The organism is Streptomyces sp. NPDC048370, assembly GCF_043200825.1.
Taxonomy (GTDB): domain Bacteria; phylum Actinomycetota; class Actinomycetes; order Streptomycetales; family Streptomycetaceae; genus Streptomyces.
Genome location: NZ_JBICYI010000004.1, coordinates 362,790 through 383,655, shown reverse-complemented (window position 1 = coordinate 383,655; position 20,866 = coordinate 362,790). Strand labels below are relative to the sequence as shown.

Here is a 20,866-nt window from a genome sequence, read left to right as displayed (position 1 = left end):
AGCAACCGATACGACAGCTGGAGGTGTGCGCGATGCTCAGCGAACGCAGACTCGAGGTGCTGCGCGCCATCGTCCAGGACTATGTCGGGACGGAGGAGCCGGTCGGCTCCAAGGCGCTCACGGAGCGCCACAAGCTCGGCGTCTCGCCCGCCACCGTGCGCAACGACATGGCCGTCCTGGAGGACGAGGGCTACATCGCCCAGCCCCACACCAGCGCCGGACGCATCCCGACCGACAAGGGGTACCGCCTCTTCGTCGACCGGCTCGCCGGCGTCAAGCCGCTGTCGACGCCCGAGCGGCGCGCGATCCACAACTTCCTCGACGGAGCCGTCGACCTCGACGACGTCGTCGGGCGCACGGTCCGGCTGCTCGCGCAGCTGACCCGCCAGGTCGCCGTCGTGCAGTACCCGTCGCTGACCCGCTCGACGGTCCGGCACGTGGAGCTGCTCTCGCTGGCGCCCGCCCGGCTGATGCTCGTGCTCATCACGGACACCGGCCGCGTCGAGCAGCGCGTCATCGACTGCCCCGCGCCGTTCGGCGAGACCTCGCTGGCCGACCTGCGTGCCCGGCTCAACAGCCGGGTCGTCGGCCGCCGTTTCGCGGACGTGCCGCAACTGGTGCAGGATCTCCCGGAGTCCTTCGAGGAGACGGAGGACCGCGGCACGGTCTCGACGGTGCTCGCGACCCTGCTCGAAACGCTGGTGGAAGAGCACGAGGAGCGGCTGATGATCGGCGGTACCGCCAATCTGACCCGCTTCGGCCATGACTTCCCCCTCACGATCAGGCCTGTGCTCGAAGCCCTTGAGGAGCAGGTCGTGCTCCTCAAACTGCTCGGCGAGGCCAAGGACTCGGGCATGACCGTACGGATCGGGCACGAGAACGCCCATGAGGGCCTCACCTCCACGTCCGTCGTCGCGGTCGGCTACGGTTCGGGCGACGAGGCAGTCGCCAAACTCGGCGTGGTCGGACCGACCCGCATGGACTACCCCGGAACGATGGGAGCGGTACGCGCAGTGGCACGTTACGTCGGACAGATCCTGGCGGAGTCGTAAGTGGCCACGGACTACTACGCCGTACTCGGCGTGCGCCGCGACGCGTCCCAGGACGAGATCAAGAAGGCATTCCGGCGGCTCGCGCGCGAGCTGCACCCGGATGTGAATCCCGATCCGAAGACGCAGGAGCGGTTCAAGGAGATCAACGCCGCGTACGAGGTGTTGTCGGACCCGCAGAAGAAGCAGGTCTACGACCTCGGCGGCGACCCGCTGTCCGCTTCCGGCGGCGCCGGTGGCGCGGGCGGCTTCGGCCAGGGCGGCTTCGGGAACTTCTCGGACATCATGGACGCGTTCTTCGGTACGGCGTCGCAGCGCGGGCCGCGCTCGCGCACCCGGCGCGGCCAGGACGCGATGATCCGGCTGGAGATCGACCTCAACGAGGCGGCCTTCGGTACGACGAAGGACATCCAGGTCGACACGGCCGTCGTCTGTACGACGTGTTCCGGTGAGGGCGCGGCGCCCGGCACCTCCGCCCAGACCTGTGACATGTGTCGCGGTCGCGGTGAGGTCTCGCAGGTCACCCGGTCCTTCCTGGGCCAGGTCATGACCTCCCGCCCCTGCCCCCAGTGCCAGGGCTTCGGCACCGTCGTCCCGACCCCGTGCCCCGAGTGCGCGGGCGACGGCCGGGTCCGCTCGCGGCGCACGCTGACCGTGAAGATCCCGGCCGGTGTCGACAACGGCACGCGCATCCAGCTGGCCGGCGAGGGCGAGGTCGGCCCGGGCGGCGGCCCGGCGGGTGACCTGTACGTGGAGATCCACGAGGTCCCCCACGAGGTCTTCCAGCGGCGCGGCGACGACCTGCACTGCACGGTCACCATCCCGATGACGGCGGGCGCGCTCGGCACGAAGGTGCCGCTGCAGACGCTCGACGGGCTCGAGGAGGTCGACATCCGGCCGGGCACCCAGTCCGGCCAGTCGATCCCGCTGCACGGGCGCGGCATCACGCACCTGCGCGGCGGCGGACGCGGCGACCTGATCGTCCACGTCGAGGTGACGACGCCGACGAAGCTCGACCCCGAGCAGGAGCGCCTGATGCGCGAACTGGCCAAGCTGCGTGGCGAGGAGCGGCCGACGGGCCAGTTCCAGCCGGGGCAGCAGGGGCTGTTCTCGCGCTTGAAGGACGCCTTCAACGGGCGGTAGGGCGGCCCCGGGAGGCCCCCGGAGTGCGTAGGCAAGGGCGGTGTCCGCAGCGCGGATGCCGCCCTTCCTTATGGCACGATGCCTGCATGTCCACCGCGCTGAACGATCTCTCCCGATACCCGATCGTGCAGGCTCCCATGGCAGGTGGCGCGTCCGTTCCGCAGCTCGTCGGGGCGGTGTGCGAGGCCGGTGGGCTCGGGTTCCTCGCCGGGGGGTACAAGACCGCCGGCGGGCTGTACCAGGAGATCAAGCAGGTGCGCGGGCTGACCGGGCAGCCCTTCGGCGTCAACCTCTTCATGCCGCCCGGCGGACAGCCCGCCGACCCCGCCGCCGTCGAGGTGTACCGGCACCAGCTCGCCGGGGAGGCCACCTGGTACGAGACGGCCCTCGGCGACCCGGACAGCGGGCGCGACGACGCCTACGACGCCAAGCTCGCGATCCTGCTGGAGGATCCGGTCCCCGTCGTCTCGTTCACCTTCGGCTGCCCGGACCGGGACACCTTCGACGCCTTCGCCCGCGTCGGTACGTTCACCGTCGTCACCGTCACCTCCGCCGAAGAGGCCCAGGCCGCCCAGTGGGCCGGCGCCGACGCCGTCTGCGTGCAGGGCGTCGAGGCCGGCGGACACCAGAGCACCCACCGCGACGACCCGGACGCCGTCCTCGGCGGGACCGGGCTCCTCACGCTCGTCACCCAGGTCCGGGAGACCGTGCAGCTGCCGATCGTCGCCACCGGAGGGATCATGCGCGGCGCCCAGATCGCCGCCGTACTCGCCGCCGGTGCCGACGCCGCCCAGCTCGGCACCGCGTTCCTCGTGTGCCCCGAATCGGGCGCGCACCCGCTGCACAAGCAGGCCCTGACCAACCCCCTCTTCGTCCGCACCGAGCTCACCCGCGCCTTCTCCGGCCGCCCCGCGCGCGGACTCGTCAACCGCTTCATGCGCGAGCACGGGCCGTACGCCCCCGCCGCCTACCCCGAGGTCCACCACCTCACCGCCCCCCTCCGCAAGGCCGCCGCCACCGCCGGTGACGCGCAGGGCATGGCCCTGTGGGCCGGCCAGGGGCACCGGCTCGCCCGCGACCTCCCCGCCGGCCAGCTCGTCGAGGTGCTGGCCGCCGAACTCGACACCGCACTGACCGCGCAGTCCCACAGGAGCACCGCCTCATGACCGCACCCGTCTTCGTCGTCGAGGCCGTCCCCGGCACCGGCACCTTCCTCCTCGACGGCCCCGAGGGCCGCCACGCCGTCGCCGTGAAGCGGCTGCGCGCGGGGGAGGAGCTCGTCCTCACCGACGGGCGGGGCACCTGGGCCGACTGCGTCGTGCTGGCCGCCGAGGGCAAGGACCAGCTGACCGTCCAGGTCTCGGCCACGTACGAGGAGGCCGCGCCCACGCCCCGTATCACCGTCGTCCAGGCGCTGCCCAAGGGCGACCGGGGCGAACTGGCCGTCGAGATCATGACGGAGACCGGCGTCGACGCGATCGTGCCGTGGGCCGCGTCCCGCTGCATCACCCAGTGGAAGGGCGACCGCGGGCTCAAGGCCCTCGCCAAGTGGCGGGCCACCGCCCGCGAGGCCGGGAAGCAGTCCCGCCGCACGCGCTTCCCCGAGGTCGCCGACGCGATGACCACCAAGCAGGTCGCGACGCTCCTCGCGGGCGCCGACTTCGCCGCCGTCCTGCACGAGGACCGGGACCACCCCAGTGGCGCGCTCGCCGACGCCGAACTCCCCGCCGAGGGCGACATCGTGCTCGTCGTCGGGCCCGAAGGGGGCGTCTCCCCCGAGGAGTTGGCGGCCTTCGAGGCGGCGGGCGCGAAGCCGTACCGGCTGGGTCGGAGCGTGCTGCGCACCTCGACGGCGGGTACGGCGGCCACGGCCCTGCTCCTCGGCCGTACGGGCCGCTGGAGCTGAGCGCCCTCCCGTCGGCCTGCTTGCCGGAACCCGGTGGACGAGGAGGCCGGGTCGCTCCCTAGGCTGGGCCGCATGCCCGACGAGTCCCCCCTGATCCGTAGTCTGCGCGCCGCCGTCGCCGCCGCACCGGAAGACGTGCCCCTGCGGCTCCACTTCGCCGAACTGCTCCTCACCGAGGGGCGGGGCGACGAGGCCGTCACGGAGGCGGCCGTCGCGCTCCAGCACGCGCCGGGCGACCTCGCCGCCCGCACCCTGATGGCCCGCGCCATGGGCGTGCCCGCCGCGCCCGAGCGGACGCCCGCCGCGCCCGCCGTACCGGAGCAGGCACCCGCCACGCCGGACGAGGCCCCCACGGACACCCCCACCGACACCCCCACCGACACCCCCGCCGAACGCCCCGGTTTCGACTGGGACGCCGCCGAGCAGGAGGTCGGGCACGTCGTCGGTCCGCGCTTCGTGACCGGTGAGGTCGAGCAGCCGCTCACCGCCGACGGCAGTGGTGACCCCGGCGACGCCTCCGCCTGGGACGTCGACCGCCCCGGCGCCGTGCGCCTCGCCGACGTCGGCGGCATGCAGGAGGTCAAGGACCGCCTGGAGGCCGCCTTCCTCGCGCCCATGCGCAACCCCGAACTCCGCAAGCTGTACGGCAAGTCGCTCCGCGGCGGCCTGCTCCTCTACGGCCCGCCCGGCTGCGGCAAGACGTTCATCGCCCGGGCCGTCGCCGGCGAGCTCGGCGCCGGCTTCATCTCGGTGTCGCTCTCCGACATCCTCGACATGTACATCGGCACGTCCGAGAAGAACGTCCACGACATCTTCGAGACCGCCCGTGCCCAGGCTCCCTGCGTCGTCTTCCTCGACGAGCTGGACGCGCTCGGCGCCAAGCGTTCCCGTACGCACCACAGCGGGCTGCGCAACGTCGTCAACCAACTCCTGACCGAGCTCGACGGCATCGACGGCGCCGAGAACGAGGGCGTCTTCGTACTCGCCGCCACCAACGTCCCCTGGGACGTGGACCTCGCGCTGCGCCGCCCCGGCCGCCTCGACCGGACGCTGCTCGTGCTGCCGCCCGACGCCCCGGCGCGCGAGGCGATCCTCCGCTACCACCTGCGCGAGCGGCCCATCGAATCGGTCGACCTGGGCAAGCTCGTCAAGGCCACCGAGGAGTTCTCCGGCGCGGACCTCGCCCATGTCTGCGAGAGCGCCGCCGAGTTCGCGCTCCTCGACTCCGCCCGTACCGGCACCGTACGGATGATCAACATGAAGGACCTGCTGGCCGCGGCGAAGCAGATCAGGCCGTCCAGCGAGTCCTGGTTCGCCTCCGCCCGCAATGTGGCGATGTTCGCCAACGACGGCGGGATGTACGACGACCTGGTCGCCTACCTGAAGAAGAAGCGCAAGCTGTGAGCCCTCATCCGCAGGTCCAACGGGCCAGCATGCTCTACGAGATGGCGCGGGACGAGGAGGCCTACGAGCTGATCGGCCGCCGCCTCGCCGAGGACCCCGACGACCACCACGCGTGGTCCGTGCTCGGCCAGTGCCTGATCACCCTCGGGCGGCCCTCAGAGGCCCTCGCCGCCGCCATCGAGTCGTTGCGGCTCGAACCCCAGTACCTCGAGGCCCACTTCGTACGAGGCGTGGCGCTGCGCCATCTCGGGCGGCTGAAGGACGCCGAGGCGGCCCAGCGTGAGGCGATCCGGATCGACCCGTACGCCTGGGGCCCGCGTCGGCACCTCGCCGAACTGCTCCTCGAACTGGTCCCGGAACGGCCGGAGGAGGCACTGGAACAGGCCCACGCGGCGGTGCGGATCGGGCCGGACGTGACCTACACGTGGCAGACCCTGTACAAGGTCGCCTCGTTCCACGAGCGGACCGAGCTGGCCGACGAGGCAGTCCGGGAACTCATCCGAATCGACCCCACGCACTCCCTCGCCGTCACCGTGAGCACCGAGCGCGAGGCCGCGAGACCCGGCACGTCCGCCGCCGAGGCCGCCGACATGTACGCGAGCGGACTCGCCGCGGCGCCCCACTCCGACGCCCTGCGCACCAACCTCGACCAGGCCGTCTACCGGATGCTGCGCGGCACACGCTGGCTCGCCCTGCTCTGCCTGGTGATGGCGGGCGTCACCCTCGACGTCTTCCCGACCGACGGCGAGGAGACGAAGGAACTCCCGATCCACCTCGGCACCCGGTTGTGGGCGCTCGCGCTGATGGCGGCCGTGTGGGGCTTCGGCGCCCTGCGTCGCTATCTGCGGATGCGCACCGGCGCGAAGCTGACCGTACGCGACCTCGTACGGCGGCTGTTCTGGCCCCGCGTGGTCCTCGGCCAGGCCGTCCTCGCCACGCTCTGCGCCCTGCTGATCGTCCTCGTGCCGTGGACCGACCGGACGATCCCCCAGGTTCTGTTCTGGCTCGGACTCGTACCGAACCTGCTCAGCATCACCCACGACCGGGACAAGGTCTGATGAACCCCGCGCTGGACCGGGCGGACGCGCTCTTCGACGTCGGACGGTACGAGCAGGCCGCCGCGCTCGTCGCGCAGCACCTGGCGACCGATCCGGACGACGCCGCCGCGCTCGTCCTCCTGGCCCGCTGCCGGCACCGCCTGGGGCAGGAGCGGGAGGCCCTCGACACCGTCGAGAGGGCCCTGCGCGCCGAACCCGACGCGCTGCCGGGCTGGTTGATGCGCACCCACATCCTGCTCGCGCTCAAGCGGTACGAGGAGGCCGAGCAGGCCGCCCGGCACTCGGTCGAACTCGCCCCGCAGTACTGGGGCGGCCACTACGCCCTCGGCACCGTCCTCGACCGTTCCGTCCGCACGGAACGCCGGCGCGAGGCGTACGAAGCGGCCCGTACCGCCGTCGCGCTGGCGCCGGAGGAGAGCGACGCGCACTTCCTCGTCGGCCTCACCGCCCAGCGCACCGGCCACCACCGCATCGCCCAGCAGGCCTACGAGACGGCGCTGCGCCTCGACCCGCAGAGCAGCGAGGCACACAACAACCTCTCCCTGCTGCACCTGCGCCGCCGCTGGTTCCGGCGCGGGGCGTGGACGAAGGCGGCCGAGGGCTTCGTCGAGTCGGCGGCGCTCGACATGAACGACCGGCAGGCCCGCTACAACCTGGAGACCATGGCCTGGGGCACGGTGGCGGGCGCCCGCTGGGTGGCCCTGCTCGGCTTCGTCGCCGCCGCCATCGGCTCGGCGTCGCTGCGGACCGGCTCGTCGGGCGCCGAGGCCCTCGTCCCGTACGCGATCGGCGCTGTCGTCCTCGTCGGCGGCTGGGCCGGCTGGGCGGTGTGGATCACCCGGCGCGTACCGCGGCGGCTGCGCCGCCCCCTGCTCCTCGTGGCGCGCAACTGCCGGCCCGTGCTGGCCATGGCGCTCGCCGTCGGACTGCTCGGCCTGCACTCGCTGGTCTCGATGGCGTTGTGGACGCTGGACGCGGCCGTCGTCGGGGCGCTCGGCTATCCGCTGTTCTGGGTCGTGATCATCACTTATTGGGTGAGCCGCTCCGCCCTGCGGCGCCGCGCGCCCACGCCCGAGCGCGGGCGGTGAACCGAGCGGGGGCGGTGACCCGAGCGCTCGCGGTGACGTGGCCGATACGATGCCCGAGTAGCTGATCACCGAAGGCGAGGAGGCCCGGGCATGACCGGAGAGCCGCAGAGCGACTGCCTGTTCTGCAAGATCGCGGACGGGGAGGTTCCGGCGACGATCGTGCGCGAGACGGAGACGACCCTCGCCTTCCGGGACATCAACCCGCAGGCGCCCACGCACGTGCTCGTCATCCCGCGCCTCCACTACCCGGACGCCGCCAGCCTGGCCGCCGCCGCGCCGACGGTCGCCGCGGACATGCTGCGCGAGGCCGGTGAGGTCGCCGCGCAGGAGAAGATCGACGGCAGCGGCTTCCGGATCGTCCTCAACACCGGGGCGGGCGCGGGCCAGACCGTCTTCCACGCCCACGCGCACGTCCTCGGCGGCCGCGGCCTCAACTGGCCCCCCGGATAAGCCATGTCGGTACGTGAACTCGTCGTGCTCGGGACCGCCAGCCAGGTCCCGACCCGGCACCGCAACCACAACGGGTACCTGCTGCGCTGGGACGGCCGGGGCATCCTCTTCGACCCGGGCGAGGGCACCCAGCGCCAGATGCTCCGGGCCGGGGTCGCCGCGCACGACCTCGACCGGATCTGCGTGACGCACTTCCACGGCGACCACTCGCTGGGCCTGGCGGGCGTGATCCAGCGGATCAACCTCGACCAGGTCCCGCACCCGGTCACCGCGCACTACCCGGCGAGCGGACAGCGCTTCTTCGAGCGGCTGCGGTACGCGACGGCCTACCGCGAGACGGTGAAGCTGACGGAGGCCCCGGTGGCCGCCGACGGGCCCCTCGCCGTCACCGACGCCTTCACCCTGGACGCGTACAAGCTCTCGCACCCCGTCGAGTCGTACGGCTACCGGCTCGTCGAGCCCGACGGGCGCCGCATCCTGCCCGAGCGGCTCGCCGCGCACGGCATCAAGGGCCCGGACGTCGGCCGGATCCAGCGCGAGGGCGTCCTGAACGGCGTGACGCTGGAGTCGGTCAGCGAGGTCCGGCGCGGGCAGCGGTTCGCGTTCGTCATGGACACCCGGCTCTGCGACGGCGTGCACGCGCTCGCCGAGGGCGCCGACATGCTCGTCATCGAGTCGACCTTCCTCGACGAGGACGTCAGGCTCGCCACCGACCACGGCCATCTGACGGCCGGCCAGGCCGCGGCCGTCGCGCGGGACGCGGGGGTGCGGCACCTCGTCCTGACCCACTTCTCGCAGCGGTACGACGATCCCGCCGCGTTCGAACGGCAGGCGCGGGCGGCCGGGTTCGACGGCGAGCTGAGCATTGCCAAGGACCTGATGAGGGTCCCCCTCCCCAAGAGATAGACGAACCACCATGCCTCTCCCCAAGGCCGAACTCCACCTCCACATCGAAGGCACCCTCGAACCCGAGCTGGCGTTCGCGCTGGCCGCGCGCAACGGGGTCACGCTGCCCTACGCGGACACCGAGGAGCTGCGCAAGGCGTACCTCTTCAGCGACCTGCAGTCCTTCCTGGACCTGTACTACGGGCTGATGGCCGTCCTGCACACGGAGCGGGACTTCACCGAGCTGGCCGACGCGTATCTCGCGCGGGCCGCGGAGCAGGGTGTGCGGCACGCGGAGATCTTCTTCGACCCGCAGGCGCACACGGCCCGCGGTGTCGCGATCGGCACCGTCGTCGAGGGCCTGGCCGCCGCGCTCGACCGGGCCGAGGAGACGCACGGCGTCTCGACGCGGCTGATCATGTGCTTCCTGCGGGACGAGTCCGCCGAGTCGGCGATGGCGACGCTGGAGGCCGCGAAGCCGTACCTGCACCGGATCACGGGCGTCGGCCTGGACTCGGCGGAGGTCGGCCACCCGCCGTCGAAGTTCCGCGAGGTGTACGCGGCGGCCGAGGCGCTCGGCCTGCGCAAGGTCGCCCACGCGGGCGAGGAGGGCCCGCCGGAGTACATCCGCGAGGCGCTTGACGTCCTGGGCGTGGAGCGCGTCGACCACGGCCTGCGCTGCATGGAGGACCCGGAGCTGGTGTCCCGCCTGGTACGGGACCGGGTGCCGCTGACGCTCTGCCCGCTGTCGAACGTACGGCTCCGGGCGATCGACGTCCTGGAGGACCATCCGCTGGCGGCGATGTTGTCGGCGGGACTCGTGGCGACGGTGAACTCGGACGATCCGGCGTACTTCGGGGGGTACGTGGGGGACACGTTCGACGCGGTGCGGGGGGCGTTGGGTCTGGGGCGGGAGGAACTGCGGACGTTGGCCCGGAACTCCTTCGAGGCGGCGTTCCTGGAGGACGAGGAGGGGCGGCGGGCGCGGTATCTGGCGGAGGTCGAGGCGTACGACTTCGACGCGGAGTAGGTACGGGGGCGGGGCGCGTGGCGGGCGGGGGCGCCTGCGGGGGCGGGGCGCGCGCGTGCGGGCCGGGGCGCCTGCGGCGGGCTCTTCCCCACCCCGCCCCTTCCCGAACTGGGGCTCCGCCCCAGACCCCGCGCCTCAAGCGCCGGCGGGGCTGAGTTTCCGTACGGGGGCCCGGGGGCCTGCCCCCAGTTCGGGAAGGGGCGGGGTGGGGAAGAAGCCCCGCGCAGCGGCCCCGGTCCTTCTACGCCGTCGTCGACAGATCGAGGCCCGAGCGCTCCGCGGGGACCGGGATCGGGATCTCGGTGACCGCCGCCGTCGGCGCGCCCCGGCGGCGGATCGAGCCGGGGACCAGGGTGCGGCCCGAGGTGTGGAGGGCGACCGCCGTCATCGGGGCCGCCGCCAGCAGGAGCAGGGCGCACAGGATCAGGCCCATGCCCGGGTACCCGGCCTGTTCGGACAGGACGCTGCCGGTGACCGGGCCGCAGGCCACGCCGAGCGAGGACGCCGAGCCCACGAGCACCGCCCACCGCCCGCGCGGGTCCAGGGACGCGGCGAGGCCGAGCAGGTACGACAGGACGACCGGGTAGAAGACGTTCCACAGGACCTCGCCGGTCGCGAACGCCGGCAGGCTCTCCGCGCCTGAGGTCACGAGCACGCAGACGGCGATGATCGCGGTGCCCGCTCCGATCGGCGCCGCCCGGCCGAGGCGCGAGCCGAGGGCCCCGGCCGCCGTGACGCCCGTGAGCCCGGCGCCCAGCGCCACCGCGAACACGGCGCCGACGGTGACCTCGCTCAGCCCGGCCTGGGTGAGCCCGATCCGGCCGCTCACGCCCCACAGGGCGTTCTGGGCCATGGACCAGCACAGGATCGCGACGGCGAGGACCAGACCCGAGCGCCGGTGGGGGAGTGACGAGAGAGAGGTCTCCGGCCTCTCCGGCCTCGGTTGCCGTTCCGCGGTGCGGCGCCCGGCCCCTCCCGCGAGACCCCCCGTCAGCGGCCAGACCACCGCCGCCGCCAGCGCGATCGACGCGAACGGCAGTTCGTGGCCGCCGCCGAGGTGGGGGAGCGTGAGGTAGAGGGCGCCGGCGGTCGCCGAGACCGTGAGCAGGCCCAGCGTGGAGGCCCGGTGCGGGTCCCGCTGGGCCGCGATGCCGGCGGCGGCCACCGCGAGGGCCGTACCGGAGCCGAAGCCGCCCACGACCGCGCCGCCGACCACCAGCGGCACGCTCGCGGTCAGCGCCGCCGAGCCGTAGCCGAGGCACATCGCGCCGAGCCCGATCCGGGCCGCCCGGCGCGGGCCGAGCCGTTCGACGCGGGCGGCCAGGGTGAAACCGGCAGAGGCGGAGGCGAGCAGCAGGACCGAGCCGACCAGGCCGGCCTGGGCCGGTGTGAGGCCGAGCCCGGCGGAGAGTCTGCCGACGACGGTGGGGAGCAGGTACGGGGCGAGATATCCGGCCGTGAACAGGGCCACGAGGGGCCCCAGGGCACGCGGGCGCGACGACATGGGCGTTCCAGGGAACGGGGGGAAGGTGGGGTGGAGCGCCCGGTGTTGCACGGGATCGCGGGACATATCTATCAAGCGACCGAGGGCCCCGAGAAGCCCGAAGAGGAAGGAAAGCCCCCATTCCATTTGTGATGTGGGTCACTATGGGGTTTGGGGCCTGATTCGGCGGGTAGTCGTGGCCGGTTTTTGGTCAGGCGGCGCCCCTGCCACTCCGACCCCATCAGGCACACTGGCCTGACCAGCACCACGGACGGGAGGAAGCCGTGACCACGGCAAGAGGAGACCAGCAACGCGACGCGGGGGTCGATCCGTTGGTGCGGCTGCGGGAGCCCACCGACCCCGCCTGCGACGTCTTCCTCACCGGGACGGTCTTCCTCGACATCATCTTCACCGGCCTCGACAACGCCCCCGTGCGCGGCACCGAATCCTGGGCCAGGGGCATGGGGTCCAGCCCCGGCGGCGTCGCCAACATGGCCACCGCCCTCGCCCGCCTCGGCCTGCGCACCTCGCTCGCCGCCGCCTTCGGGGACGACCACTACGGCGAGTACTGCTGGGACGCCCTGGAGCAGGGCGAGGGCATCGACCTCTCGCTCTCCAGGACCGTCCCCGGCTGGCACTCCCCGGTCACCGTCTCCATGGCGTACGAGGGCGAGCGCACGATGGTCTCCCACGGCCACGAGGCCCCGCCCCTGGACGGCGCCCTGCCCGCCTACCCGCCGCACGCCCGGGCGGCCGTCGCCTCGCTCGTGCCGGGCCGGCCGGAGGAGTGGGTCGTCCAGGCCGCGCGGGGCGGCGCGAAGGTCTTCGCCGACGTCGGCTGGGACGACACCGGCCGCTGGGATCTGGCGGGCCTGACCGACCTGGAGCACTGCGAGGCCTTCCTGCCCAACGCCCAGGAGGCCATGCGCTACACCCGCACCGACTGCCCCAGGGCCGCCGCCCGGGCGCTCGCGGACAAGGTCCGCTACGCCGTGGTCACCCTGGGCGCGGAAGGCGCGTACGCGGTCGACGGGGCCACCGGCGAGACCGCGGAGGTGCCCGCCATCGAGGTCTCCGCCCTCGACCCGACCGGCGCCGGGGACGTCTTCGTCGCCGGGTTCGTCACCGGGACGCTCGCCGGCTGGCCGCTCGCCGACCGGCTGGCCTTCGCCGGGCTGATCGCCGCGCTCTCCGTCCAGGAGTTCGGCGGTTCGCTCTCCGCCCCCGGCTGGGGCGAGGTCGCCGCCTGGTGGGAGCACGTTCAGGAGCACGTCTGCCAGGACCCGGAGGCCCTGCGCGCCCGCTACGCCTTCCTGGAACGCCTCCTCCCGGCCGCCACCCGCCCCTGGCCCCTGCGCCGGGCCGTCCCGACCATCGGGTTCCGCGCCGCCCCCTCGTAGCAGTCCCCTCGTGGTCGATCGCCCGCCTCGTAAAAGCCCTCGGCCTTGTCAGTGACAAGTCGTAGGCTTGGTATCCCAGAGGTTGTCGAGCAGCGAGAACCCTGCAACGGGAGGTATGTGCAGGCCACAGTGCCGGCCCATGACTCAGACACCCACAGCCCCGAAGGGCGCGCCGGGCGAGACCCGCGCCCACTTCACCGTCCCCGCCAAGCATCCGATGGTGACCGTTCTCGGTTCCGGTGACGCACTCCTGCGCGTGATCGAGAAGGCGTTTCCGAAGGCCGACATCCATGTCCGGGGCAATCAGGTCAGCGCTGCGGGAGAGGCGGCCGAAGTCGCCCTCATCCAGCGCCTGTTCGACGAGATGATGCTGGTGCTCCGCACCGGACAGCCGATGACGGAGGACGCAGTGGAACGCTCGATCGCCATGCTCAGGGCGAGCGAGAACGGCAGCGCGGAGGCAGGCGAGGAGACCCCGGCCGAGGTCCTCACGCAGAACATCCTGTCCAGCCGCGGTCGCACCATCCGCCCCAAGACCCTCAACCAGAAGCGGTACGTCGACGCGATCGACAAGCACACGATCGTCTTCGGCATCGGCCCCGCGGGCACCGGCAAGACGTATCTCGCCATGGCCAAGGCGGTCCAGGCCCTGCAGTCCAAGCAGGTCACCCGGATCATCCTGACCCGGCCGGCCGTCGAGGCGGGCGAGCGGCTCGGCTTCCTGCCCGGCACGCTCTACGAGAAGATCGACCCGTACCTGCGGCCGCTCTACGACGCGCTGCACGACATGCTCGACCCCGACTCGATCCCGAAGCTGATGGCCTCGGGCACGATCGAGGTCGCGCCGCTGGCGTACATGCGAGGACGGACGCTCAACGACGCGTTCATCATCCTCGACGAGGCGCAGAACACGAACCCCGAGCAGATGAAGATGTTCCTCACCCGCCTCGGCTTCGAGTCCAAGATCGTCATCACCGGTGACATCACCCAGGTCGACCTGCCCGGCGGCACCAAGAGCGGTCTCCGCCAGGTCCGGGACATCCTGGACGGAGTCCCGGACGTCCACTTCTCGATGCTCACCTCCCAGGATGTCGTCCGGCACAAGCTCGTCGGCCGTATCGTCGACGCGTACGAGCAGTACGACAGCCGCAACGGGAAGTAGCAGCCAGCACCATGTCGATCGACGTCAACAACGAGTCCGGAACCGAGGTCGACGAGCAGGCGATCCTCGACATCGCCCGCTACGCGCTCGCGCGGATGCGCATCCACCCGCTCTCCGAGCTCTCGATCATCGTCATCGACGCGGAGGCGATGGAGCAGCTCCACATCCAGTGGATGGACCTCCCGGGCCCGACGGACGTCATGTCCTTCCCGATGGACGAGCTGCGTCCGCCGTCGAAGGACGACGACAACGCGGAGCCCCCGCAGGGGCTCCTCGGCGACATCGTGCTCTGCCCCGAGGTCGCCACCCAGCAGGGCAAGGACGCGCCGACGCAGCACTCCATGGACGAGGAGCTCCAGCTCCTGACCGTCCACGGAGTGCTGCACCTGCTCGGCTACGACCACGAGGAGCCGGACGAGAAGGCCGAGATGTTCGGCCTCCAGGCGGCGATCGTCGACGGCTGGCGCGCGGAGAAGGGCCTCACCGGCCCCTCGCCGGCGCCCACCGTCTCCTGACCCGGGGATCGGGCCCCCGATGAACGCATCGCTCATCCTCGGAGCGGTCGCGCTGGTGATCGTCGCCTGGCTCGCCGCCTGCGCCGAGGCCGGCATCGCCCGCGTCTCCAGCTTCCGCGCCGCCGAGGCCGTACGGTCCGGGCGGCGCGGCGCCGAGAAGCTGGCGCAGGTCTCCGCCGACCCCACCCGCTACCTCAACGTGGCGCTGCTCGTCCGCGTCGCCTGCGAGATGGCGGCCGGGGTCTTCGTCACGTACGTGTGCCTGGAGGAGTTCCCGGAGACCTGGGAGGCGCTGCTCGTCGCCATCGCGGTGATGGTGCTCGTCAGCTATGTCGCCGTCGGCGTCTCGCCGCGCACCATCGGCCGGCAGCACCCGCTGAACACGGCGACCGCCGCCGCGTACGTCCTGCTGCCGCTGGCCCGGATCATGGGCCCGATCCCGCAGCTGCTCATCCTGATCGGCAACGCGCTCACCCCGGGCAAGGGCTTCCGCAAGGGCCCCTTCGCCTCCGAGGCCGAGCTGCGCGCGATGGTCGACCTGGCCGAGCAGGAGTCGCTGATCGAGGACGACGAGCGCCGGATGGTGCACTCCGTCTTCGAGCTCGGCGACACGCTCGTACGGGAGGTCATGGTGCCGCGCACCGATCTCGTCGCCATCGAGCGGTTCAAGACCGTCCGTCAGGCCCTCACCCTCGCGCTGCGCTCCGGCTTCTCCCGGATCCCGGTGACGGGCGAGAACGAGGACGACATCGTCGGCATCGTGTATCTGAAGGACCTGGTCCGCAAGACGCACATCAACCGCGACGCCGAGTCCGACCTGCTGTCTACGGCGATGCGTCCGGCCGCCTTCGTGCCGGACACCAAGAACGCGGGCGACCTGCTGCGCGAGATGCAGCAGGAGCGCAACCACGTCGCCGTCGTCATCGACGAGTACGGCGGCACGGCCGGGATCGTCACCATCGAGGACATCCTGGAGGAGATCGTCGGTGAGATCACCGACGAGTACGACCGTGAGCTGCCGCCGGTCCAGGAGCTGGGCGACGACCGCTACCGCGTCACCGCCCGCCTCGACATCGGCGACCTCGGCGAGCTCTACGGCTTCGGGCCGGACGAGTACGACGACGAGGACGTGGAGACCGTCGGCGGACTCCTCGCCAAGGCGCTCGGCCGGGTGCCGATCGCGGGTGCCAAGGCGGTCGTGGAGCTGCCCGACGGGCGCCCGCTGCGGCTGACCGCCGAGTCCCCGGCGGGCCGTCGGAACAAGATCGTGACGGTCCTCGTGGAGCCCGTACGGGCCGAACCCGAGAGGGACGCCGGATGACGCCTGAGCAGCTGCGCGCCTTCTGCCTGGAGTTCAACGACGCGACGGAGGAGTTCCCCTTCGGGCCCGACACCTCCGTCTTCAAGGTGGCCGGGAAGATGTTCGCGCTGTCCTGGCTCGACGGCCGGCCGCTACGGATCAACCTCAAGTGCGAGCCGGAGGAGGCGGTCCGGCTCCGCGAGGAGTACCCGGCGGTCGCTCCCGGCTACCACATGAACAAGCGGCACTGGAACACGGTGACGGTCGGCGGGCTCCCGGACCGCATGGTCCGGGAGCTCGTGGAGGACTCGTACGACCTGGTGGTCGCGGGCCTTCCGAAGGCGGTACGCCTCCGCCTCGACCGGCCCTAGGGCCTGTCCCTCGCGGCTCAGGCCGTCTCGCGCGGCTCAGGCCTTCTTCCGCAGGCCGAGGGCGATCAGCAGGGCCGCCGCCAGGACGATCGCCGCGTCGACGGCGAGGACCGTGCGCACCCCGTCGTACAGGCTCGGGCCGGTCGTCGCGAGGACGCCGAGCAGCGGGATGCCGACGGTGAGACCGACCTGCTGGGTCGTCGTCACCAGGCCGGTCGCCAGGCCCTGCTCCTCGTCCGGGACGCCGGAGGTGACGGTCACGCCGTACGAGATGATCGCGGCGAGGTGGCACATGCTCGCCAGCGAGACGCCGATCGTCGCGAACACCGCGCCCGACTCCGTGCCGAGGCCGAGGAGCGTCGCCACGAACACGCCCTGACCGAGCAGGGCGACGGCCAGCGTGCGGCGGGCGCCGAACCGGCCGATGACCTTCGAGGCCATCGACCCGGCGAGGACCGACACGAGGCCCTGGACGCCGAAGACCAGGCCGGTGCCGAAGGCCGAGAGCCCCAGCGTCTCCTGGAGGTACAGGGTCAGCACGAAGACGACCGTGGACATCATCGAGAACGTCACGAGCCCGCCCAGGTTGCCGAAGGCCACCGTCCGGCGGCGCAGCATCGGCAGCGAGACGAGCGGCGACTCGTGCCGGGACTCGACCGCCACGAAGGCCACGAGCAACAGCACCCCGCCCACCAGCGTGACCAGGACGTCCGTACCGCCGAAGCCGCGCTCGGCCGCCGTCGACAGGGCGTAGATCACGGCGAGCAGTCCGCCGGTCACGGTCACCGCGCCCGGCACGTCGAGGCGCGGCCGGTCGGTGGTCCGCGACTCGCCCAGCACGCCGGGCGCGAGCGGCAGCACGATCAGGCTGAACAGCGCGAGCAGACCCATCGTCGAGCGCCAGCCCAGGGTGTCGGTCATGACCCCGCCGAGCACCATGCCGATGGTGAAGCCGAGGGACATCAGCGTCCCGGAGATGCCGAGCGCCCGGGCCCGCTGCGGGCCCTCGGGGAAGGTCGTGGTCAGCAGGGACATGCCGGTCGGCACGATCGCCGCCGCGCCGAGGCCCTGGAACGCCCGCCCGGCCAGGAACGAGGCCGGGTTCCAGGCGAAGGTCGCGAGGAGCGAGGCCGCGCCGAAGAGCGCGAGACCCGCGAGGAACAGCTTCTTGCGCCCGTACAGGTCGCCGATCCGGCCGAAGAGCAGCAGGAAACCGCCGGACGGCAGGGCGAACGCGGTCACCGCCCACTGGAGCGCGGACGGGCTCATGCCGAGGTCGGCGCCGAGGACGGGCAGCGCCACGTTCAGTACGGAGAAGTCGAGCGCCACCATGAACTGGGCGGCGCACAGCACGAAGAGGATCAGCCGGGAGCGGCCGGTCAGCGCCGGCGGGGACGGCGGTGCCGAGGTGGTGGTCGGCGCCGGGGTGGTGGTCGGTGCGGGTGCCGGGGTCGTGGCCGTGGTCGGGGAGTCGGTCGGGGAACCGAGGGAGGTTGCCATGGCCACCACCCTCGACGTGCGGGAACATCCGTGGGGAGCGGGAACTTATCCTGTTGGTCGCACCACCAGGCATCCAGGGGGAGGAACACGCCGTGGCCACAGCGGTCGAGAACGATGCTGCGAAGGCACACCGACTGGGCGAACTGCGCGAGTTCCTGATGAGCCGTCGGGCCCGCGTCACCCCGGCCGAGGCGGGACTCCCGGACGGCGGGGCCCGCCGCCGTACGCCGGGCCTGCGCCGCGAGGAGGTCGCCGTCCTCGCGGGCGTCGGCGTCTCCTGGTACCAGTGGCTCGAACAGGGCCGGGACATCACGGTCTCCCCGCAGGTCCTCGACGCGGTCGCCCGCGTGCTGCGGCTCAGCCCGGCCGAGCGGCGCCATCTGTACGTCCTCGCCGCCCTCAACCCGCCCGCGCCCGAGGTCGACCCGGCGGCGCGCGACATGTGCGCGGGGCTGCGGCGGCTGATCGACGCGTGGATGCCGTTCCCCGCGCACATCATGGACGTGTACTGGAACGCGATCATGTACAACGAGTCGGCGTCGGTCGTCCTGGGCATGCGGCCCGAGACCTCGCAGAACTGCCTCATCTCCTTCTTCACCGACCCGCTCTACCGCTCCAGGACCGCCGACTGGGAGCGCCTGGCGCCCCAGGTCGTGGCCCAGTTCCGGGCGGCCTGCTCGGACTGCCCGGACGACGACGGCTTCCGCGCGGTGGTGGAGGAGGCGAAGGCGGCGAGCGCGGACTTCGCGGCGCTGTGGGAGCGGCGGGACATCTCCCCCGGCGGCCAGATCCGCAAGCAGATCGCGCACCCGATCGTCGGCGAACTCCACCTGGAGGCCACGCAGTTGAGGGTGCCCGCCCGGCCCGACCTGACGATCGTCATGCACGCCCCGCTGCCGATGGCGGACACCGAGGCGAAGCTGACCTGGCTGGTCTCCCCGGAGGGTCGGCGCGGGGCGATGTACCCGATCGCGGGCTGAGAGGTCGGGGGCGGTCGCGAGAGGTCGAGAGAGGTCGCGGGCGGTCGCCCGGGTGTCGACTCGACGAGTGGGCCCGACGGGAGTGGGCCCGACGGCGTGGGCCCGATACGGGGATGTCGGCGGGGCCGGATATCCTCCTCGCCGTCCGGCCGCCGACCATGAGGCTTCCGGATGGACTTCTCTCTCATCACCCCCAAGGGGCTCTGCACCATGCGCACTCGCATACGCCACGGCCTGGCCGCGGCCCTCGTCGTCTCCGCCCTCTCCCTGACCGCCGCGTGCGGTGGCGGCGAGGCCCAGGACGACACCAAGAAGGACAAGGCCGCAGACAAGCCGGCCGCAGGGCAGACCACGTCCGCCGCCCCGTCGACCGCCCCGGCGGCCACCGCGCCGCTGACGGCCGCGCAGATGAAGGCCGGCGTCCTGGAACTGAAGGACCTGCCGTCGGGCTGGAAGGCCGTCAAGGCCGACGAGGGCCCGAACCTCACCAAGGTCGACAAGCCCGAGTGCCTGCCGATCGCGGGCCTGTTCGCGGAGAAGCTGTCCGGCGCGACGCTCGGTGCCTCGGGCGACTTCGAGAATGGCGGAGCCACGACGCTCAACCAGAAGGTCCTGACCTTCACGGGCACCGGTGCCACCGACTTCGTCACGAAGCTGGGCGGCGCCCTGGGGTCCTGCACCGGATTCGGTGCCACGGCGGAGGGCATGAAGGTGCAGGCCACCGTCGAGAAGCTCACCGTGCCGCAGGGGGCCGAGGAGGCCCACGCCCTGCGGGTGAAGCTGAGCATCGCCGAATTCGGTTACGCGACGGAGGTGAACCTGCTGGTCGCCCGCCAGGGCACCGGTGTGATCCGGCTGGCGCACGACCCGGCCGCCGCCTCCGGCCACAAGGACTTCGACGCGCTCGCCAAGATCGCCACCGACAAGTTCGTCAAGGGCGCCAAGAGCTGACCCCGTGCCCCGACCTATCCTCGGTCCATGACACTTCAGCCCGACCACGGCGACCTCGGCGCCGAGGACCTCAAGATCATCACGCTGGCGCGCAGCGCCCGCGCCCGTAACGGTGTGCCCGAGGGTGCGGCGGTACGCGACGAGACCGGCCGCACGTACGTGGCCGGGACCGTGGCCCTGGAGTCGCTCAAGCTGAGCGCGCTCCAGACCGCCGTCGCGATGGCCGTGGCCAGCGGGGCCCGGTCCCTGGAGGCCGCGGCCGTCGTCTCGAACGCCGAGGCCGCGTCGGACGAGGACCGCGCGGCCGTGCGCGACCTGGGCGGGCCCGACACCCCGGTGCTGCTCGCCGGTCCCGACGGGCAGCTGCGCGCGGCGGTCACGGCGGGCTAGAGGCCGCGAGGTTCGGACGTACGCGCAAAGGGGGCCCGGCACCGCGCCGGGCCCCCTTTGCGCGATTGTGAAGAATCAAACGGAACGTCTCTTGTCTTCCCCGGCTCCTTGCGCGTCAATGGCAGCGGTCGGTCCGACGGACCGTCAGATCCACGCCTTCACGCAGCGTCCGCACCCCTGCGTGCTTCATCGGGAAGGGGTACGACCTATGAGAGGCACCAGTAGAGGCAGGTTAGGCATCGGCGCGGTCCTCGCGGGAGCGCTCGCCGTGACCGGGCTCGCCTTCGCCCCGGCGGCCGGCGCCGTGACGCCGGGCAGCGCCACGGCCACGTACGACTGCGGGATCTGGGGCGGCGGGCTCGCCACTCTCCAGGCCACGCAGAGCGGCACCGCCGCGACGATCACCCTCACCTCGGCCGTCAAGACGCCGGTCGCGGTCGGGGCCGACACCATCAACGCCAAGCTGACGATGGCCAAGGGTGCGGGCGGTACGACCGTGTTCAGCGGCCAGAAGAACCCGGCCCTGGCGGCGCAGCAGTCCGTCACCATCGGCCCGCTCAACGGGACGGTGGCCGCAGGCGACAGTCTCAACTCGTACTTCGCGGGCACCGCGCTCACGATGACGATCTTCGGCGTGACCGTGAACTGTGACGCGGTCACCTCGCAGTCGCCCGGCCCGTTCGTGTTCTAGCGCGACCTGCTCCTCCGTTCCTTCACCGGCGTCGCCACAGGCGGCGCCGGTACCTGTGCTGTGCTCGTCCCGTACCCCCTGTGACCAGGCGAAACGTCGATCTTGACAGT

The 20,866-nt window shown here is 72.3% G+C and carries 21 protein-coding genes; 19 read left to right on the top strand and 2 right to left on the bottom strand.

What is annotated here, in order from left to right; translation table 11 throughout:
• Positions 1–32 precede the first annotated feature (32 nt).
• From hrcA to ACGFYP_RS12540, 10 genes are all read left to right on the top strand, one after another.
• Positions 33–1,052 (top strand): heat-inducible transcriptional repressor HrcA, encoded by a 1,020-nt coding sequence (hrcA, locus tag ACGFYP_RS12585; protein WP_361434985.1) that lies wholly within the window; start codon positions 33–35, stop codon positions 1,050–1,052.
• A complete protein-coding gene (dnaJ, locus tag ACGFYP_RS12580; protein ID WP_361969081.1) occupies positions 1,053–2,192 on the top strand; it encodes a molecular chaperone DnaJ in 1,140 nt (379 codons plus the stop codon).
• Positions 2,193–2,278: 86 nt separating this feature from the next.
• On the top strand, positions 2,279–3,358 hold the full coding sequence (locus ACGFYP_RS12575; RefSeq protein WP_393490542.1) for a nitronate monooxygenase: 1,080 nt from the start codon (positions 2,279–2,281) through the stop codon (positions 3,356–3,358).
• Positions 3,355–4,098 carry a 16S rRNA (uracil(1498)-N(3))-methyltransferase gene (locus tag ACGFYP_RS12570; RefSeq protein ID WP_393490535.1) on the top strand — a complete coding sequence of 248 codons (744 nt, stop codon included), beginning with the start codon at positions 3,355–3,357 and terminating at the stop codon, positions 4,096–4,098. Before ACGFYP_RS12575 ends, ACGFYP_RS12570 begins: the two co-directional genes overlap by 4 nt.
• A gap of 72 nt (positions 4,099–4,170) precedes the next feature.
• Entirely contained in the window at positions 4,171–5,502 is a 1,332-nt protein-coding gene (locus ACGFYP_RS12565) for an AAA family ATPase (protein ID WP_393490529.1), read from the top strand.
• Positions 5,499–6,560: a tetratricopeptide repeat protein gene (locus ACGFYP_RS12560; RefSeq protein WP_393490525.1), complete on the top strand. Its 1,062-nt coding sequence runs from the start codon at positions 5,499–5,501 to the stop codon at positions 6,558–6,560. The genes ACGFYP_RS12565 and ACGFYP_RS12560 overlap by 4 nt, the downstream gene beginning before the upstream one ends.
• Positions 6,560–7,648, top strand: coding sequence for a tetratricopeptide repeat protein (locus ACGFYP_RS12555; RefSeq protein ID WP_393490522.1), 1,089 nt, complete (start codon positions 6,560–6,562; stop codon positions 7,646–7,648). Before ACGFYP_RS12560 ends, ACGFYP_RS12555 begins: the two co-directional genes overlap by 1 nt.
• Positions 7,649–7,738: 90 nt before the next feature.
• Entirely contained in the window at positions 7,739–8,098 is a 360-nt protein-coding gene (locus ACGFYP_RS12550; protein ID WP_361969069.1) for a histidine triad nucleotide-binding protein, read from the top strand.
• A gap of 3 nt (positions 8,099–8,101) precedes the next feature.
• A complete protein-coding gene (locus tag ACGFYP_RS12545; protein ID WP_393490518.1) occupies positions 8,102–9,004 on the top strand; it encodes a ribonuclease Z in 903 nt (300 codons plus the stop codon).
• A 10-nt stretch (positions 9,005–9,014) separates the two neighbouring features.
• Complete coding sequence (locus ACGFYP_RS12540; RefSeq protein WP_393490515.1) at positions 9,015–10,013, top strand: adenosine deaminase; 999 nt, start codon at positions 9,015–9,017, stop codon at positions 10,011–10,013.
• A 241-nt stretch (positions 10,014–10,254) separates the two neighbouring features.
• Here ACGFYP_RS12540 and ACGFYP_RS12535 read toward each other — a convergent pair whose 3' ends face one another.
• Positions 10,255–11,517 (bottom strand): MFS transporter, encoded by a 1,263-nt coding sequence (locus ACGFYP_RS12535; protein WP_393490512.1) that lies wholly within the window; start codon positions 11,515–11,517, stop codon positions 10,255–10,257.
• A 263-nt stretch (positions 11,518–11,780) separates the two neighbouring features.
• Here ACGFYP_RS12535 and ACGFYP_RS12530 point away from each other — a divergent pair, with 263 nt between their 5' ends.
• The 5 genes from ACGFYP_RS12530 to ACGFYP_RS12510 all read left to right on the top strand — a co-directional run bounded on the left by ACGFYP_RS12530 (position 11,781) and on the right by ACGFYP_RS12510 (position 16,244).
• Positions 11,781–12,896, top strand: coding sequence for a carbohydrate kinase family protein (locus ACGFYP_RS12530; protein ID WP_393490508.1), 1,116 nt, complete (start codon positions 11,781–11,783; stop codon positions 12,894–12,896).
• A gap of 139 nt (positions 12,897–13,035) precedes the next feature.
• Positions 13,036–14,058: a PhoH family protein gene (locus ACGFYP_RS12525; RefSeq protein ID WP_393490505.1), complete on the top strand. Its 1,023-nt coding sequence runs from the start codon at positions 13,036–13,038 to the stop codon at positions 14,056–14,058.
• A gap of 11 nt (positions 14,059–14,069) precedes the next feature.
• Positions 14,070–14,573, top strand: a complete 504-nt coding sequence (ybeY, locus tag ACGFYP_RS12520) for an rRNA maturation RNase YbeY (protein ID WP_361965670.1) — start codon at positions 14,070–14,072, stop codon at positions 14,571–14,573.
• Between the two features lie 19 nt (positions 14,574–14,592).
• Entirely contained in the window at positions 14,593–15,894 is a 1,302-nt protein-coding gene (locus tag ACGFYP_RS12515; protein ID WP_393490499.1) for a hemolysin family protein, read from the top strand.
• Positions 15,891–16,244: an MmcQ/YjbR family DNA-binding protein gene (locus tag ACGFYP_RS12510; protein WP_361965666.1), complete on the top strand. Its 354-nt coding sequence runs from the start codon at positions 15,891–15,893 to the stop codon at positions 16,242–16,244. Before ACGFYP_RS12515 ends, ACGFYP_RS12510 begins: the two co-directional genes overlap by 4 nt.
• A gap of 36 nt (positions 16,245–16,280) precedes the next feature.
• Here the strand turns inward: ACGFYP_RS12510 and ACGFYP_RS12505 are convergent, their stop codons facing one another.
• Positions 16,281–17,744, bottom strand: a complete 1,464-nt coding sequence (locus ACGFYP_RS12505) for an MFS transporter (protein ID WP_393490494.1) — start codon at positions 17,742–17,744, stop codon at positions 16,281–16,283.
• 158 nt (positions 17,745–17,902) lie between these two features.
• Between ACGFYP_RS12505 and ACGFYP_RS12500 the strand changes: the two genes are divergently transcribed.
• The 4 genes from ACGFYP_RS12500 (at position 17,903) to ACGFYP_RS12485 (ending at position 20,756) form a co-directional block, all read left to right on the top strand.
• On the top strand, positions 17,903–18,724 hold the full coding sequence (locus ACGFYP_RS12500; protein WP_393490954.1) for a helix-turn-helix transcriptional regulator: 822 nt from the start codon (positions 17,903–17,905) through the stop codon (positions 18,722–18,724).
• Positions 18,725–18,934: 210 nt separating this feature from the next.
• Positions 18,935–19,675: a hypothetical protein gene (locus ACGFYP_RS12495; RefSeq protein ID WP_393490491.1), complete on the top strand. Its 741-nt coding sequence runs from the start codon at positions 18,935–18,937 to the stop codon at positions 19,673–19,675.
• A gap of 27 nt (positions 19,676–19,702) precedes the next feature.
• Entirely contained in the window at positions 19,703–20,065 is a 363-nt protein-coding gene (locus ACGFYP_RS12490) for a cytidine deaminase (protein ID WP_361965658.1), read from the top strand.
• A 208-nt stretch (positions 20,066–20,273) separates the two neighbouring features.
• Positions 20,274–20,756 carry a hypothetical protein gene (locus ACGFYP_RS12485; RefSeq protein WP_361965656.1) on the top strand — a complete coding sequence of 161 codons (483 nt, stop codon included), beginning with the start codon at positions 20,274–20,276 and terminating at the stop codon, positions 20,754–20,756.
• Positions 20,757–20,866: the final 110 nt, after the last annotated feature.